We start from the raw sequence: 15,894 nt of genomic DNA, 5'->3' as shown, positions 1-15,894 counted from the left end.
CTCAGCGCCCGCCCCGCTGGCATTGCGGGCACAGACCCCGCAGCGTCAGCCCGGCCCGATCCGACAGAGCGAACGCACTACCCTCCATCGCATGCTCGAGCGCCGAGCTGAGCTGACGCGCGGGCACTTCGATGATCGAGCCGCATTGCGTGCACACCGCGTGGTGGTGCGGGGCGGTCGCCAATCCGTAGGTCGTGATCCCGCCGTCGAGGGTGAGCGCGTGCAGCACCGCCTGCTCGACCAGCGTGGTCACCGTGCGGTAGATGGTGGCCACATCGGGCGGCTGGGCGCCGGCGGGCAGGGCGGCCCGCACCCGCTGGTGAATCTCCGCGACGGAGAGGTGTCCGTTCACGGGTTCGAGCACCGCCAATACCTGGATCCGCGAGGTCATGCGCCGCAATCCGCGGGCACGCAGGAAGTCGCCGATGCGTTCGGTGACCGCGGGATCAAGCGACGACGGGTTGGACGTCACCCGCCTAGTCTTGCGCCGGATACCCCGGATTACCAGTCTGGACCTACCGCCGCCGTGCGCACGCCCTGGATTCACCGGTATGCGCGACCCCACGGGTGTAGAAACGACGTCATGGCCGCGCGCCCGGGGACCGGCGATGCATGAGCTCTCGCTGTGCGAGGCGATTGCCGGCGTGGTCAAAACGCATGCCGACGGACGGCACGTCGACGTCGTCCGTGTCCGCATCGGCGCCCTGCGCCAGGTGGTCCCCGATTCGTTGTCGTTCTGCTGGACCCTCGTCCGGGAGTCGCAGAACATGCCGGACGCCGAGCTGGAACTCGAGTGCGTCGGCGCCGAGGTGCGCTGCCGCGGGTGCGGGCGCCAGTCGGAGATCACCTCGGCCTGGTCGATTTGGTGTCCACACTGCGACAGCTCCGATGTTGAGGTCGTGTCCGGCAACGAGTTCCTGGTGACGTCGCTGGACGTCTCATGAGAAGGGGCCCGCGGCACCGGTGTCACATCGAAAGGTGTTGAGCGATGGGTAGATTTCATCGGCACGACGACGACACCGTGCACACGCACGAACACGATCACATTCGGCACGAGCACGACCACGGCGATCACCGTCACTACGAGACCGGCAAGCAGCGCATCGACGTACTGGAGGTGATCTTCGCCGAGAACGACGTTCGCGCCGAGGCCAACCGGGCCGCATTCGAGAGCAACCGCGGCTTTGGCGGGGAATGCCACCTCTTCGCGAGGTCAATGCGGCCGCGCCGATTCTGCCGGTCAGCGCCCGCACCGGCGCCGGTATGGGCGCCTGGTTCGGCTGGCTGAGACGGTTCGCCGAAGGCGCCGTGGACTGAACCTTGACTGTCTTGCAAATCATTTGCAGGACAGCGCCATTGATTCACGGCGCGTGCCAGAACCGTTGACAACCCCTAAGGGCGGGAGTAGACCCAAAAACAGCGCTGCGCAAGTGGGCCGACGGTCGACTCCGGTGGCGCAGGGGCCCTCAGCCCGGCCCCGGAAAGCTGCATCATGCCAACGGAAGCAGCAGTCAAAGCAGAAGAGACGCTGATCCACGTTCTATGGATCAACGCGGGCCTCAGTTGTGACGGTGATTCGGTGGCGTTGACTGCCGCCACCCAACCCAGCGTCGAGGAGATCGCTCTCGGGGCGCTGCCCGGTCTCCCCAAAGTCGCGGTGCACTGGCCCCTGATCGATTTCGAATGCGGACCCAACGGGGGCGCGGACGACTTCCTCGCGTGGTTCTTCAAGGCCGATCGCGGTGAATTAGAACCGTTCGTGCTTGTCGTTGAGGGATCCATTCCCAACGAGAAGATCAAGGACGAGGGCTACTGGTGTGGGTTCGGCAACGACCCCGCCACCGGTCAGCCGATGACCACCAGTGAGTGGCTCGATCGGCTGGCGCCCAAGGCCACAGCGATCGTCGCGGTCGGGACCTGCGCCACCTACGGCGGCATCCACGCGATGGCCGGCAATCCGACCGGAGCGATGGGCGTACCCGACTACCTCGGCTGGGGATGGAAGAGCAAGGCCGGCATCCCGATCGTGTGCGTGCCCGGCTGCCCGATCCATCCGGACAACCTGTCCGAGACGCTGACCTACCTGCTGTACATGGCCACCGGTCAGGCGCCGATGATCCCGCTCGACGATGCGCTGCGCCCCACGTGGCTGTTCGGCAACACGGTGCACGAGGGGTGCGACCGGGCCGGCTACTACGAGCAGGGCGATTTCGCGACCGATTACGGCTCACCGAAATGCATTGTCAAGCTTGGTTGTTGGGGCCCGGTCGTGAAATGCAACGTACCCAAGCGAGGGTGGATCAACGGAATCGGTGGTTGCCCGAACGTCGGCGGGATCTGCATCGGGTGCACGATGCCGGGGTTCCCCGACAAGTTCATGCCGTTCATGGACGAACCGCCCGGGGGCAAGCTCTCCAGCACCGCGTCGGGGTTATACGGATCCGTGATTCGTAGTTTGAGGGGTATCACGGCCCGAACCGTCGACAAGGAACCGCGCTGGCGCCACAAGGGCACCGAGCTTGTCAGCGGGGCACGCCGCACCTGGTAGGTCGCGGCGCGCTCGTCTTGTTTCAGCGATCTTCACGCCACCAGCCCTCGGGGCAGAGAGCAGTAATGCGATGACAACCATCATTCCCAAACCGACAGAGGAAAAAAAGGAACCGGGTCAGCTCGTCGAGATGGCATGGGACCCGATCACCAGAATCGTCGGCAGCCTTGGCATTTACACCAAGATCGATTTCGAGAACAAGGAAGTCGTCGAGTGTCACAGCACATCGTCGATCTTCCGTGGCTACTCGATCTTCATGAAGGGCAAGGATCCCCGCGACGCCCACTTCATCACCAGCCGGATCTGCGGCATCTGCGGCGACAACCACGCGACGTGCTCGTGCTATGCGCAGAACATGGCTTACGGCGTCAAGCCGCCACACCTGGGCGAGTGGATCGTCAACCTGGGCGAGGCCGCGGAATACATGTTCGACCACAACATCTTTCAGGAGAATCTGGTCGGCGTCGACTTCTGCGAGAAGATGGTCGCCGAGACAAATCCGAGCGTGCTTTCCCTGGCGGAGAAAACTCAGGCACCGCACGCCGACGCGCACGGTTATCGGACCATCGCCGACATCATGCGCTCGCTGAATCCGTTCAGCGGCGAGTTCTACCGCGAGGCGCTGGCGGTGAGCCGCTGGACGCGAGAGATGTTCTGCCTGATGGAAGGTCGCCACGTGCACCCGTCCACGCTGTACCCCGGCGGGGTGGGCACGGTCGCGACGATTCAGCTGATGACCGACTACATGACGCGGCTGATGCGCTATATCGAGTTCATGAAGAAAGTCGTGCCGATGCACGACGACCTGTTCGACTTCTTCTACACCGCACTGCCCGGCTACGAGAAGGTCGGGCTGCGCCGCACCCTGCTCGGCTGCTGGGGCTCCTTCCAGGATCCCGAGGTGTGCAACTTCGCCTACCGGGACATGGAGCGTTGGGGCAACGCGATGTTCGTGACGCCGGGTGTGGTGGTGGACGGCCAGCTGGTCACCCACTCGCTGGTCGACATCAATCTCGGCATCCGGATCCTTTTGGGCAGTTCGTATTACGACGACTGGACCGAACAGGAGATGTTCGTCAAGACCGATCCACTAGGCAACGCGGTGGACCGTCGGCACCCGTGGAACCAGCACACCAACCCGCATCCGCAGAAGCGCGACATGGACGGCGGCAAGTACAGCTGGGTGATGTCACCGCGCTGGTTCGACGGCAAGGACCACTTGGCGCTCGACACCGGCGGCGGCCCGCTGGCGCGGCTGTGGTCGACCGCGCTGGCCGGCCTGGTCGACATCGGCTACGTCAAGGCGACCGGTGACAGCGTGCAGATCAACCTGCCCAAGACCGCGCTGAAGGGGCCGGTCGAGTTCGAGTGGAAGGTGCCCAAGTACGGCAGCAACACCATCGAGCGCGACCGCGCCCGGACCTACTTCCAGGCCTACGCGGCGGCGTGCGCGCTGCACTTCGCCGAAAAGGCTTTGGCGGAGATCCGCGCCGGGCGCACCAAGACCTGGGAGCGCTTCGAGGTGCCCGACGAGGGCATCGGGTGCGGCTTCACCGAGGCGGTGCGCGGCGTGCTGAGCCATCACTTGGTGATCCGGGACGGCAAGATCGCGAACTACCACCCGTACCCGCCGACCCCGTGGAATGCCAACCCGCGCGACAGCTTTGGTACGCCGGGACCGTACGAGGACGCGGTCCAGGGGCAGCCGATTTTCGAGGAGAACGACCGGGAGAACTTCAAGGGCATCGATGTCATGCGCACCGTGCGCAGCTTCGATCCCTGCCTGCCGTGCGGTGTGCACATGTATCTGGGGAAGGGCAAGACCCTGGAGAGACTGCACACACCGACGCAATCACCCGCCGGGGCGTGACGATCGCAAGCGCGGCGAAGCCGGGCGCAGCGGGTCGTCACAATATTGGAGGACGCATGGCAGATCGCCCGGAAAGTCCCGACAGCGACCCACAATGGCGTACTGCGGGCGATCGGATCCAGACACTCCTGGATTCCTGCGCAGCGGGTGGCACGGCAGCGTATGAGCGCGCGCAGCAGCTGGTCCGTGAGGTGGTCGAGCTCTACGGAGCCGGGCTCGAGCGGATCATGCGATTGGGTGATCCCGACCTGACCGAGCGGCTGGCCACCGACGACCTGGTGGCCAGCCTGCTCCTTGTGCACGGCTTGCACCCACACGATGTGCATCGCCGGGTCTGCGACGCGCTGGACCGGGTGCGGCCGTACCTGGGTTCGCATGGCGGTGATGTGGACCTGGTCGAGGTTGTCGGCGACACCGTACGGCTGGCGTTCACCGGCAGCTGTAAGAGCTGCCCGTCGTCGGCGGTGACGCTGGAGCTCGCCGTCGAGGACGCCGTTCGTGCTGCGGCGCCCGAGATTTCGGCGATCGAGGTGGTCACCGCCCAGCCCGCGGCCGAGCCGTCCGTGATTCCCGCGGAATCACTGCTGGCGCATGTGCGTTCGAACGGCTCGATGGCGCATTCGCACGGGTCCAGCTGGCACCCGGTGCCCGAACTGGCCGAGTTGGCGCCCGGCGAGGTTGCCGGACTCCGGATTTCGGGCGCCACGGTCGTGGTGTGCAGGGTGGGCGACCTGCCGTTGGCTTACCTCGACCATTGCCCCGTGTGTGACGACACATTGACGGGAGCCCAACTGCGCGAGACGTTGCTGGGCTGCCCACGTTGCGGCACCCAATTCGACGTCGTGCACGCGGGCGCCGGCCCCGACGAAGCTCACCTGGAACCGCTACCCCTGCTGCTGCGTGACGGGGTGCCCTCGGTGGCACTGGCCGAACCAATGGGAGCCGGCGCATGACAACCCCGTACGACGTGCTGGCCCGTATCAAGAGCGGCCGCGCAACTCCCGAGCCGGCCGGCGAGCGCTGCGAAATGTGCTCGGAGAGTCTTGCCGACGAGCATCAGCACGTGGTGAATGTGGCGGGGCGGCAATTGATGTGTGTGTGCCGCGCCTGCTATCTGCTGTTCACCGACGCGCAAGCCGAATTGCGCTACCGCGCGGTGCCGGACAGGTACTTGGCATTCCCGAATTTCGCGTTGGACCGGCGCGCCTGGGACGCACTTCAGATTCCGGTCGGCGTGGCGTTCTTCTTCACCAACTCCGCGCTACTGCGCACGGTGGCGTTCTATCCCGGCCCCGCCGGGGCGTGCGAGTCCGAGCTCGACCTCGACACCTGGAACGCCATCGGCGCGGCCGATCCGCGGGTCGGCCTGCTCACCGCGGACGTGGAGGCGCTGCTGGTCCGGGTCAGCACCGAATTCGCGCAGCCGCAAAGCTATCTCGTCCCGATCGACGCCTGCTACGAATTCGTCGGCCGCCTGCGCATGCTGTGGCGCGGTTTCGACGGCGGCCTGCATGCGCGGCGGTTCATCGATGAGTTCTTCGCCGCGATCGCGGCCCGCGCTTTAGAAACGCCACTGGAGACGCCGCGATGAGCGTCGAGGTGACCTACACGATTGCCGACGTCGCGCCCGAACCGTACGCGGTCAGCCCGGTTCTGACCGCCCGCGTCGGCGTCGCGGCCGACGGGGACGACCCGGTGCACGCCATCGCGCTGCGCGCTCAGGTCCGCATCGAGCCACCGCGCCGGTCGTACTCCGACGAGGAGGCCGCCGGGCTGATCGACTTGTTCGGCCCGCGCGAGCGCTGGGCGAGCACCCAGCACGGGTTCCTCTGGCAGCACTGCACCGCGATGGTGCCCGGATTCACCGGACACACCACCGTGCAACTTGCGCTGGATTGCACCTACGACTTCGAGGTCGCGGCCTCCAAGTATCTGCACGCGCTGCGCGACGGCGCGGTGCCGCTGCAATTCCTATTCAGCGGAACCATATTCGTCAAATCCGACCGCGGCTTCTCGGTCCAGCAGGTGCCGTGGGACCGCGAGCACCGCTACGACATGCCGGTGCAGGTCTGGCGGGCACTGATCGCACAGCACTATCCCAACACCGGCTGGGTCCGGCTGAACCACGAGACCATCGCCGCGCTGGCCAACTACAAGTCGGTTCAGGGCATGCTCGACCTCGATCAAGCGGTCACCTCGCTACTGGATCACGAACGGACGACGGCATGACGACGTCGAGCTGGCACCGCGCCCGCGCCGTCGCCGACGCGGTGCTCTACGAGGGTTATCTGCTCTACCCGTACCGCGGCACGTCGAGCAAAAACCAATCACGTTGGCAGTTCGGTGTTCTGGGACCTCCGGGGGCTGCCGAGGAAAGCTTGGGCGAAGACGACGGGTTGGCCGCACAGTTCCTGGTCGAGGGAGCCGAGGCGCTTACGCTGACGGTGCGGTTTCTGCAGTTGCAGCACCGGCGGGCCGAACGCGCCACCGCCGACGATCGATTCGAACCGGTTGCCGAGCTCACCACGCCGGCCGGCTGCTGGCTGACCTGGGATGAAGCCGTGGAGTGCGAGAGGTCGTTCGGCCCTCTCGCATTCGACGAGCAACCGTGGAAATTGCCGATTGTGGTGAGCGCGGCGACCGACATCGAGCGTGTCGAAGGTGGCCGCCTGGTTCGCGAACGCAAGCAGATCCGCGGCGAGCTGACCGTCCGCAGCGAACCCGACGGCGCGATGCGCCGAGTCTCGGTGCGGCTGAATAATATCGGCGATACCGCGGTGGACAAGGACGACGCGATCGCGCGGTCGATGATCGGCAGCCACCTGATCACCGAAGTCGTAAGTGGCCAATTCGTCTCGATGCTCGAGCCACCGCCGGCGGCGGCCGAGGCAGTGTCGCGGTGCAGCCAGCACCGTTGCTTCCCCGTACTGGCCGGTTCACCCGGCAGCCACGACATCCTGCTGATCTCGCCGATCATTCTCTACGACCACCCCGAGGTCGCCGAGCAGAGCAATACCGCGCTGTATGACTGCACCGAGATCGACGAGATCTTGACTCTGCGCGTGATGACGATGACCGACGACGAGAAGGCGCAGGCCCGGGCCACGGATCCGCGGGCCGCACGGATCATCGAGGCGTGCGACACGATGTCGCCCGACACGATGGCACGCCTGCACGGCGTGCTGCGCGATCCGCACCGGCTCGACCTGCCCGCAGGCCTGGTCCCAGAGATTCCCGACGGCGTCGACTGGTGGGATCCGCTGGCGGACAACGCTGTTTGCCCAGAGATCGACGCGGTGCTGGTGAACGGTATCCGCGTCGCGCGGGGCGTCCGGGTTCGGTTGCGGCCGCGGCGCAACGCCGACGCTCAGGATATCTTCGTCGCCGGCAAGACCGCCCGTGTCACGTCGGTGCACGAGGACGTAGAGGGCAACAAACATGTCGGCGTCGTGGTAGAGGACGACCCAGCCGCCGAACTGCACGACTGGTACGGCCGCTACCTGTACTTCTCCCCCGACGAAGTCGAGCCTCTGGAAACACAAACCAACACCGGAGAAAGGAGTTCGACATGGAGGTCTTAGGTTGGGTATTCATCGCCGTCATCGCACTGGTGGTCGGGATCGCGGTAGTACTGGGGGTGGTGTCGCTGCCCGACGCCCGCCGCTACCTGAAGTTGAGGCGGATGTAGCCGCGTCGGAGACGGCCATGAACGCGCGCATCCTGGTGGCCGGGATCGGCAACATCTTCTTGGGCGATGACGGATTCGGCTCCGAAGTGGTCCGCAACGCCACGCTGCCACATAACAATCCGAGTGTCCGGGTGACCGACTACGGCATCGCGGGTATGCACCTCGCGTATGACCTACTGGAGGACTGGGACACCCTGGTCCTCGTCGACGCGGTACCCAGTCGCGGACATCCGGGAACCCTGCACGTGTTCCAGGCTGACCATGACTCTGGTTGTGCCACAGTTGGTTTCGATGGACACAGCATGGACCCGGCCGCGGTGTTCGCCGGCCTGCGCGCGCTCGGCGGCAATCCGCCCTACACGGTTGTGGTCGGGTGTGAGGCCGGCTGCGTAGAAGAAGGCATCGGTCTCACCGAACCGGTCGCCAAAGCCGTTCCGCGGGCCGTTCATGCGATCGAGGAGATCGTCGCCGCGCTACAGGCTCCGACGGCCTGCGCGGTGCGCGAGGAGTGCTGAGATGTGTTTGGGGATACCCGGTCAGGTGATCAGGATGCTGGACGGTTACGAGGGCCAGCTGGCGCTGGTCGAGGTCACCGGGCAGGCGCGCAAGGTCAACGTCGGGATGCTGCCCGACGAGACATTCGAGCGCGGTGACTGGGTGATCATCCACCTGGGCTTCGTGGTCGAGAAGACCGACCGCGCCGGGGCCGAGCAGGCGATGGCCGGTCTCGAACTGATGGGCCGCGGCGACATCGATCCGACCCTGCCGGAGGGCGGTTGAGATGGCCGGCCTCTCCTCGTCGGGGCCCCTGCTGCTGGCGCCCGACTGCTGCTACCCGCAGGTGCGGCAGCGCTTCATTGTGACCGGTGTCGTTCAAGGAGTCGGCTTCCGACCGTTCGTGCACCGGATCGCCACCGAGCTCGGCCTGGCCGGCTTCGTCGGTAACGACTCGGGCGCGGTCTTTGTCGAGGCACAGGGCGAACCGGCACGCGTGTCGGAGTTCGGTCGCCGACTGCGGGCCCAGGCCCCGCCGCTGGCCCGCATCGCCGCCGTCAGCGTGGCGGACCTGACCGCGGATACCAGTTGCGGGCACGAGTTCCGGATCGTGGCGAGTCGGGCGATCACCGGTGCCACCACCCCGATTCCGCCCGACATCGCGGTGTGCGACGACTGTGTCGCCGAGCTGTTCGACCCCCACGATCGGCGCTACCGCCACCCGTTCGTCACGTGCACCAACTGTGGACCGCGGTTCACCATCATCCGCGAATTACCCTATGACCGCCGGGCCACCACGATGGCGGCGTTCCCGATGTGCGCGCGATGTGCGGCCGAATACCACGATCCCGCGAATCGCCGGTTCCACGCCCAGCCGATCGCCTGCCCCGAATGCGGTCCCTCGCTGTGGTTCTGGTCGCAGGACGGGCGGGTCGCGGGGTCGGACACGGCGCTGGCGGCCGCCCAACGGGCGCTGACGGCGGGCGCGGTGGTCGCCATCAAGGGCATCGGCGGCTACCACCTGGCCTGTGCCGTCGACGACGAAACGGCCGTTGGGGCATTGCGGGCACGAAAAGCACGCGGCGCCAAGCCGTTCGCCATGCTGGTCCGCGACGTGGACGTCGCGCGCCGCTACGCCGAGATCGACGACGACGAGGCCGCGGTGCTGTCGAGTCCCGCGCGCCCGATCGTGTTGTTGCGGCGGCGTCCGGGCGCGCCGGTCGCTGCGGCCGTCGCCCCCGGCAGCCCGCTGCTGGGGCTGATGCTGCCGTACTCCCCCGTCCACCACCTGCTGCTGACCCCCGCTCCCGATGCGCTGGTGTTCACCAGCGCCAACCGGACCGAGGAACCCATCTGCTTCACCGACGACGACGTCGCCTCCCGGCTCCCGGGACTCTGCGACGCGATCCTCGACCACGACCGGCCCATTCACGTGCCGTGTGACGACTCGGTGGTGCGCGTGGTGGACGGCCGGGAGCTCCCGATCCGCCGGTCGCGCGGTTATGCCCCACTGCCGGTCGATCTGGGGCGCCGCGGCCCGGCGGTGCTGGCGGTGGGCGGCGAGTTGAAGAACACGTTCTGCCTCACCGACGGTTCGCACGCCTACCTGTCCGGCCACATCGGCGACATGGCCAGCTGGCAGACGCTGCGGGCGTTCGAGCGTGCGGTGCGTCAGCTCAGCGAAATCCGTTGTGAGCCAGCCCGATTAGCCGCCGATTTACATCCGGGGTATCATACCCGCAGCTGGGCCGAACGTCGCGCCGGTGATCGACCGCTGGATCTCGTCCAGCACCATCACGCGCATGTGGCCTCGCTGTTGGCCGAACACGGCCGCCTCGGTGAACCCGTGGTCGGCGTCTCCTTCGACGGCACCGGGTACGGCTGTGACGACACGATCTGGGGCGGGGAAATCCTTGTCCTCGACCGCGACAGCCACCGCTTCGTGCGAGCCGGCCATCTGTTGCCGGTGCCGCTGCCGGGCGGCGACGCCGCCGTTCGCAACCCGTGCCGGATGGCGCTGTCCCAGTTGTGGATGGCCGGCATCGACTGGACCCCGCAACTGGCGCCGGTCGCCGCGGCTTCGGCTGAGGAATTGCGGCTCACCCGTTCACAATTGGACAGCGGCACCGGATGTGTGCCGTGTTCCAGCATGGGCCGGTTGTTCGACGCGATCGCCTCGCTGTTGGGGGTGCGGCACCGCATCGACTACGAAGGCCAGGCCGCCATCGAGCTCGAGGCGCTGGCCGAGTGCGCCGCGGGCCCCGGTCCGTCACTACCGCTGACCGTGCGGCCCGACGGGGTGATCGACCCGGCCACCTGCGTGCAAACCACGGTGTCGGCGCTCTACGCGGGCACACCACCGGCGCTGCTGGCGGCCGCGTTTCACCGGGCCGTCGCGGTCGCGGTCGCCAAGGTAGTCGCGCAGGTGGCCGGCCCGATCCGGCTGGTGGGCCTGACCGGCGGTGTTTTCCAGAACGTGCTGCTCTTGCGTGCTTGTCGTGAGCTGCTGCAGCACAATGGTTTTGAGGTGCTGACCCATCACACCGTGCCGCCCAACGACGGCGGGCTGGCGCTGGGCCAGGCGGCGATCTCGATGCTCACCGCACTCGAGGAGATGTCATGACGACGTTCACGGCGATCGACCGCGGGCTCGGCTCCGAACTGGCCTCGGATCTGGCCACTGACCTGGCCGCCGCGGCCTTCACATTGGCCAAGCGGTTCGCCGCCGGTGCCACCATGTGGTCCATCGCCCCGTGCTGGGAGCCGCATGCAATGCACATCGCGGTCGAGTTCGTCCATCCGGTGATCGTGGGGAAACGAGCATTGCCCGCCGTCGCACTCACCGGGCCCGATCTGGTTGATCTGGTGCGGGTTTCGGTGCGCCCAGGCGACATCGTGATCGCGGTCTCCGGTGCGCACGACGCGGACGTGCGCTCGGTGATGCGACGCGGCCCCGCATGGGGTGCCACCACGATGTGGATCGGCAGCGGCGAGCGACCGCGGGCAGGGATGGCCGATCACGTGCTGTGGCTGGACGATCCGGATCCGCGGGTGCCCGCAACCGGTGGCTTCGTGTTGTTCTATCACCTGCTGTGGGAGCTGACGCACGTCTGCTTCGAGCACGCCGGGCTGCTCAAACCCGAATGCGCCGAGGACGTCTGCGTGACGTGCAGCGACGAGGGCCGCCTGGGCGAGGTGAGGGCCGCCTGCGCCGACGAGACGGCCACCGTGCGCACCGCACGCGGCGTGGAGAACGTCGTGACCACGCTCGTGGGTCCCGTTGCCACCGGCGATCTGGTGCTCGTGCATGCCGGCACCGCGATCAGCCGAATCGAGGACACGTTATGAGCCGCGACGAACCCACCAACTTTCTCTATCCGTTCATCGACGCGCAGGAGGACGACCCCACCTCGCTGCTCGCCGACCTGGCGGCGTCGGCGCGGGCGAAGGCGGCCGAAAGCCTGGCATTGCGGCGCGCCACACTGGACACCAACGCCGAGCTGCTGAATGTGGCCGCCACCGAGACGGCACGCCGGTTCGCCGCGGGCGGACGGATGTTCACCTTCGGAAACGGTGGCAGCTGCACCGATTCCGCTACCCTTGCCACCTTGTTCGCCCGGCCGCCGATCGGCACGTCGCTGCCGGCCTGGTCGTTGACCGCCGACCAGGCCATCGTGACCGCGCTGGGCAACGATGTCGGGTTCGAGCTGGTATTCGCCCGTCAGCTGATCGCCCGCGCCAAAGCCGGTGACATCGCCATCGCAATGTCGACCAGCGGCAACTCGCCGAATCTGCTCACCGCGCTGGCCGAGGCGCACCAACGCGGCTTGTACACCATCGGTTTCGCCGGCTACGACGGCGGTGCCTTCGTGAACAATCCAAATGTGGACGCCTGCTTTGTCGTTCGATCACAAAGTGTGCACCGGATCCAGGAATCTCAAGCGCTGCTGGGCTATCAGCTGTGGCTGGCGGTTCACGAACGGTCCGGCGACCGAGGTGTGGGGGCCGCATGAACAACTATCTTTCGTCGGGGCCGCGCTTCGCCGAGGGTGAGGTGATCGAGCGGATCGAGTCGTTCCGCCGGCGCCGGCCGCGGTTACTCGACGACCATGTGACGCTGGCGCATGGCGCCGGCGGGAAAGCGTCGGCGGCGCTGGTCGACGCGGTGTTCATGGAGGCGTTTCGCAACCCGGCGCTGGAGTCACTCGGTGACGGCGCGGTGCTCACGTTGCCCAGCGGCGAGCGACTGGCGATGTCCACCGACTCGTTTGTGGTGCAGCCCAGGCGTTTTCCGGGTGGTTGCGTCGGTGAGCTCGCCGTCAATGGCACCTGCAATGACCTGGCGATGACGGGCGCCGTGCCGGCCTGGATATCGGCGGCGTTCGTGCTCGAAGAGGGCTTTGCGATCGGTGAGCTGAAGGAAATCGTCGCCGATATGGCCGCGGCGGCCACCAAGGCGGGTGTGCAGATCGTCACCGGCGACACAAAGGTGGTGCCCAGGGGCGCGGCCGACGGACTGTTCATCACCACCGCGGGAGCCGGCGTCATCCCGGCCGGGCGCACCCTGTCGGCGGATTCGGTGCGCGTCGGCGACAAACTGCTGTTGTCCGGGTCGATGGGCGAGCATGGCATGGCCGTCATGCTGGCCCGCGGCGATCTGGCCATCGAGGCCGACATCGCTTCCGACACCGCCTGTGTCAGCCCGCTGGTCGAAGTGCTGATGGCCGCGGCGCCCTCCACTCGCTGGCTGCGCGACGCCACCCGCGGCGGCGTCGGCACGGTATGCAACGAGCTGGCCCAGGCCTGCGGTCTCGGGGTGGTGCTCGACGAGCAGCGACTCCCGTTGCAGGCACAGGTCAATGGTGCGTGCGAATTGCTCGGCATCGATCCGCTCTATGTCGCCAACGAGGGCAAGTTCGTCGCCGTCGTCGCGCCGCAGGAAGCCGAGGCCGGACTGGCCGCGTTGCGGTCGCATCCGCTCGGGACGCAGGCGGCCGTGGTCGGAGAAATCGTCGCCGAACCCGCGGACGCCGTGGTACTGCGCACCGGATTCGGCGGGACCCGCATCGTCGACATGCTCGTCGGGGATCCACTACCAAGGATCTGCTGACGGAAAGGAGATGCGCCGACATGTGCCTGGGAATTCCGGGCAGGATCGTTGAAATCACGGACCCTGCACAGTATTTGGCGAAGGTCGACGTCAGCGGCGTGCAGCGCACGATCAGCGTGCGCTTGCTGGAGGACGACATGCCTGGGCCCGACGAGTGGGTGCTGGTCCACGTCGGGTTCGCGATGGCCAAGATCGACGAAACCGAGGCGCTGCTCACCTTGGCCGCGATCAAAAAGCTCGGCGAGGCCTACACCACCGAAATGGCAGCCTTCGACTCGTCGGCCATCGTCTGAAGGGAGACGGCAATGAAATTCGTTGACGAATTCCGCGATCCCGCCGCGGCCCGCAAGCTGCTCGGCGCGATCGAGCACCTGGCCGGCAGCGGGGCTTCCCAAGCAGGCGAACAGTTCAAGTTCATGGAGGTGTGCGGCGGGCACACCCACACCATCTATCGGCACGGCATCGAGCATCTGCTGCCCGACAACGTCGAATTGGTGCACGGCCCGGGTTGTCCGGTCTGCGTTATTCCGATGGGCCGCATCGACGACGCGATGTGGCTGGCCGGTCAGCCCGGCGTCATCTTCACCTGCTTCGGCGACATGATGCGGGTGCCGGGTTCGAACGGAAGCCTGCTGGACGCCAAGGCCCGGGGCGCCGACGTGCGTTTCGTCTATTCGCCGCTGGACGCGTGCAAGATCGCGATGGACAACCCGGACCGCCACGTCGTGTTCTTCGCGATCGGCTTCGAAACCACCGCGCCGTCCACCGCGGTCACGCTGGTACGGGCACGCGAGCTGGGACTGCCGAACTTCTCCGTGTTCTGCAACCACGTCACGATCGTGCCGCCCATCAAGGCGATCCTGGAGTCGCCGGATCTGCGGCTGTCGGGGTTCATCGGTCCCGGGCACGTGTCGACGGTGGTCGGCAACCGGCCATATCGATTCGTCCCCGATGTGTATCGAAAGCCGTTGGTGGTGGCCGGCTTCGAGCCGCTGGACATCCTGGCCGCGGTCGCGATGCTGCTGCGTCAGATCCGTGAGGGCCGCTGCGAGGTGGAGAACCAGTACAACCGGGTGGTGCCCGAGCACGGCAACCCGGCCGCGCTGGCGCTGCTGGGCAAGGTGTTCGCGCTACGCCCGCATTTCGAATGGCGAGGCCTGGGCTTCATTTCGCAAAGCGCACTGCGACTGCACGACGACTTCGCGGAGTTCGACGCCGAGCTGCGGTTCGCGATGCCCGGTGTGCGGGTCGCCGACCCGAAGGCATGTCAATGCGGTGAGGTGCTCAAGGGTGTGCTGAAGCCCTGGGAGTGCAAGGTTTTCGGCACGGCCTGCACGCCGGAGACGCCGATCGGTACGTGCATGGTGTCGCCCGAGGGGGCCTGCGCGGCCTACTACAACTTCGGCCGCATGCACCGTGACGCGGTCAAACTGGTGGCACAGTCTTGAATCAGAGGGGCGTCGAGATGTTCGCCCGCTACGCGTATGCACCCAACGCACTGGGCTACTGCGGGCCAGCGCTGGGCGCCACGCTGCGGGACGGCTCGGTAGCCGAGGTACGCGCCGCGGCGACGACGTTCTCCGGGGCCTGGCCGTATCTGCGGGTGCTGGCCGCGCTGACGGGTATCGCCGACCCGCTGGATCATCGCCTGGTCGAATCGTATTGGCTCGGCGGCGGCATCGGCGCCGGAATCGATGCGCGGGACTTCTACGAGGCGTTGCTGGCGATCATCGGGCCGCAGGCCGGACGTTACTGGTCACACCTGACATCGGAGCTGGCGCGCGAAGCGGCCGGCAACCATTGCTTCCATGTGTTCGGCGTGTACCCGTGGACACGATTTCTCGGTCGAGGCATGGACGAACATCCGCTCGGTGTGCTGGACAACTGCCGAATCACCTGGGGCACAGTCGTTTCCCGAAAAGGTGACGACGTCGAGGTGAGCTGCCGGCGGCTGGTCTGCGATGGGCGGGCGCTGGCCCTGGGCGAGCCGTCGCTGCGATTGCTCGACATCTGGGCCGACGGGTACAGCGCGGTCCCCGACGTGGCCGTCGGTGACGAGGTCGCGGTGCACTGGGGCCGGCTGTGTGGGCGGCTGGACCCGCAGCAGCGGCGTGCGCTGGCTGAGAGCACCGACCGGCAGCTGCGGGTGACCAGTCAACGGCTGGCACAGGTTTAGCCGTGCC

The 15,894-nt window shown here is 66.8% G+C and carries 17 protein-coding genes and 1 pseudogene; 17 read left to right on the top strand and 1 reads right to left on the bottom strand.

Annotated features, from left to right (window positions below; translation table 11 throughout):
- Window position 1: 1 nt before the first annotated feature.
- Window positions 2–472: a Fur family transcriptional regulator gene (locus tag AAHS21_RS24005; RefSeq protein ID WP_342930044.1), complete on the bottom strand. Its 471-nt coding sequence runs from the start codon at window positions 470–472 to the stop codon at window positions 2–4.
- A 136-nt stretch (window positions 473–608) separates the two neighbouring features.
- Here AAHS21_RS24005 and AAHS21_RS24000 point away from each other — a divergent pair, with 136 nt between their 5' ends.
- From AAHS21_RS24000 to AAHS21_RS23920, 17 genes and pseudogenes are all read left to right on the top strand, one after another.
- The gene (locus AAHS21_RS24000; protein ID WP_342930043.1) at window positions 609–944 is read left to right on the top strand and encodes a hydrogenase maturation nickel metallochaperone HypA; all 336 of its coding nucleotides are present in this window, start codon (window positions 609–611) and stop codon (window positions 942–944) included.
- Between the two features lie 44 nt (window positions 945–988).
- A pseudogene (locus AAHS21_RS23995) lies at window positions 989–1,317 on the top strand (hypothetical protein).
- Window positions 1,318–1,492: 175 nt separating this feature from the next.
- The gene (locus AAHS21_RS23990) at window positions 1,493–2,548 is read left to right on the top strand and encodes a hydrogenase expression protein HypE (RefSeq protein WP_342930042.1); all 1,056 of its coding nucleotides are present in this window, start codon (window positions 1,493–1,495) and stop codon (window positions 2,546–2,548) included.
- Window positions 2,549–2,618: 70 nt separating this feature from the next.
- The gene (locus tag AAHS21_RS23985) at window positions 2,619–4,418 is read left to right on the top strand and encodes a nickel-dependent hydrogenase large subunit (protein ID WP_342930041.1); all 1,800 of its coding nucleotides are present in this window, start codon (window positions 2,619–2,621) and stop codon (window positions 4,416–4,418) included.
- A gap of 56 nt (window positions 4,419–4,474) precedes the next feature.
- On the top strand, window positions 4,475–5,371 hold the full coding sequence (locus AAHS21_RS23980) for a NifU family protein (RefSeq protein WP_342930040.1): 897 nt from the start codon (window positions 4,475–4,477) through the stop codon (window positions 5,369–5,371).
- Window positions 5,368–6,009 (top strand): DUF5947 family protein, encoded by a 642-nt coding sequence (locus AAHS21_RS23975; RefSeq protein WP_342930039.1) that lies wholly within the window; start codon window positions 5,368–5,370, stop codon window positions 6,007–6,009. The genes AAHS21_RS23980 and AAHS21_RS23975 overlap by 4 nt, the downstream gene beginning before the upstream one ends.
- Window positions 6,006–6,647, top strand: a complete 642-nt coding sequence (locus AAHS21_RS23970) for a DUF6084 family protein (RefSeq protein ID WP_342930038.1) — start codon at window positions 6,006–6,008, stop codon at window positions 6,645–6,647. Before AAHS21_RS23975 ends, AAHS21_RS23970 begins: the two co-directional genes overlap by 4 nt.
- Window positions 6,644–7,999, top strand: a complete 1,356-nt coding sequence (locus AAHS21_RS23965; RefSeq protein ID WP_342930037.1) for a hypothetical protein — start codon at window positions 6,644–6,646, stop codon at window positions 7,997–7,999. Before AAHS21_RS23970 ends, AAHS21_RS23965 begins: the two co-directional genes overlap by 4 nt.
- A 124-nt stretch (window positions 8,000–8,123) precedes the next feature.
- The gene (locus tag AAHS21_RS23960) at window positions 8,124–8,621 is read left to right on the top strand and encodes a hydrogenase maturation protease (RefSeq protein WP_342930036.1); all 498 of its coding nucleotides are present in this window, start codon (window positions 8,124–8,126) and stop codon (window positions 8,619–8,621) included.
- A gap of 1 nt (window position 8,622) precedes the next feature.
- Window positions 8,623–8,886, top strand: coding sequence for a HypC/HybG/HupF family hydrogenase formation chaperone (locus tag AAHS21_RS23955; RefSeq protein WP_342930035.1), 264 nt, complete (start codon window positions 8,623–8,625; stop codon window positions 8,884–8,886).
- A gap of 1 nt (window position 8,887) precedes the next feature.
- The gene (gene hypF / locus AAHS21_RS23950; RefSeq protein ID WP_342930034.1) at window positions 8,888–11,224 is read left to right on the top strand and encodes a carbamoyltransferase HypF; all 2,337 of its coding nucleotides are present in this window, start codon (window positions 8,888–8,890) and stop codon (window positions 11,222–11,224) included.
- A complete protein-coding gene (locus AAHS21_RS23945; protein ID WP_342930033.1) occupies window positions 11,221–11,949 on the top strand; it encodes a HypC/HybG/HupF family hydrogenase formation chaperone in 729 nt (242 codons plus the stop codon). Before hypF ends, AAHS21_RS23945 begins: the two co-directional genes overlap by 4 nt.
- The gene (locus AAHS21_RS23940) at window positions 11,946–12,614 is read left to right on the top strand and encodes an SIS domain-containing protein (protein WP_342930032.1); all 669 of its coding nucleotides are present in this window, start codon (window positions 11,946–11,948) and stop codon (window positions 12,612–12,614) included. The genes AAHS21_RS23945 and AAHS21_RS23940 overlap by 4 nt, the downstream gene beginning before the upstream one ends.
- Window positions 12,611–13,711 carry a hydrogenase expression/formation protein HypE gene (gene hypE / locus AAHS21_RS23935; protein WP_342930031.1) on the top strand — a complete coding sequence of 367 codons (1,101 nt, stop codon included), beginning with the start codon at window positions 12,611–12,613 and terminating at the stop codon, window positions 13,709–13,711. The genes AAHS21_RS23940 and hypE overlap by 4 nt, the downstream gene beginning before the upstream one ends.
- Window positions 13,712–13,731: 20 nt before the next feature.
- A complete protein-coding gene (locus tag AAHS21_RS23930) occupies window positions 13,732–14,004 on the top strand; it encodes a HypC/HybG/HupF family hydrogenase formation chaperone (RefSeq protein ID WP_342930030.1) in 273 nt (90 codons plus the stop codon).
- 12 nt (window positions 14,005–14,016) lie between these two features.
- Complete coding sequence (hypD, locus tag AAHS21_RS23925; protein WP_342930029.1) at window positions 14,017–15,159, top strand: hydrogenase formation protein HypD; 1,143 nt, start codon at window positions 14,017–14,019, stop codon at window positions 15,157–15,159.
- Window positions 15,156–15,887, top strand: coding sequence for a DUF6390 family protein (locus AAHS21_RS23920; RefSeq protein WP_342930028.1), 732 nt, complete (start codon window positions 15,156–15,158; stop codon window positions 15,885–15,887). The genes hypD and AAHS21_RS23920 overlap by 4 nt, the downstream gene beginning before the upstream one ends.
- Window positions 15,888–15,894: the final 7 nt, after the last annotated feature.

The organism is Mycobacterium sp. 050272, assembly GCF_039023525.1.
Lineage (GTDB): Bacteria > Actinomycetota > Actinomycetes > Mycobacteriales > Mycobacteriaceae > Mycobacterium.
The sequence above is the reverse complement of the archived record's forward strand: the minus strand, read 5'-3'. Positions and strand labels throughout refer to the sequence as shown.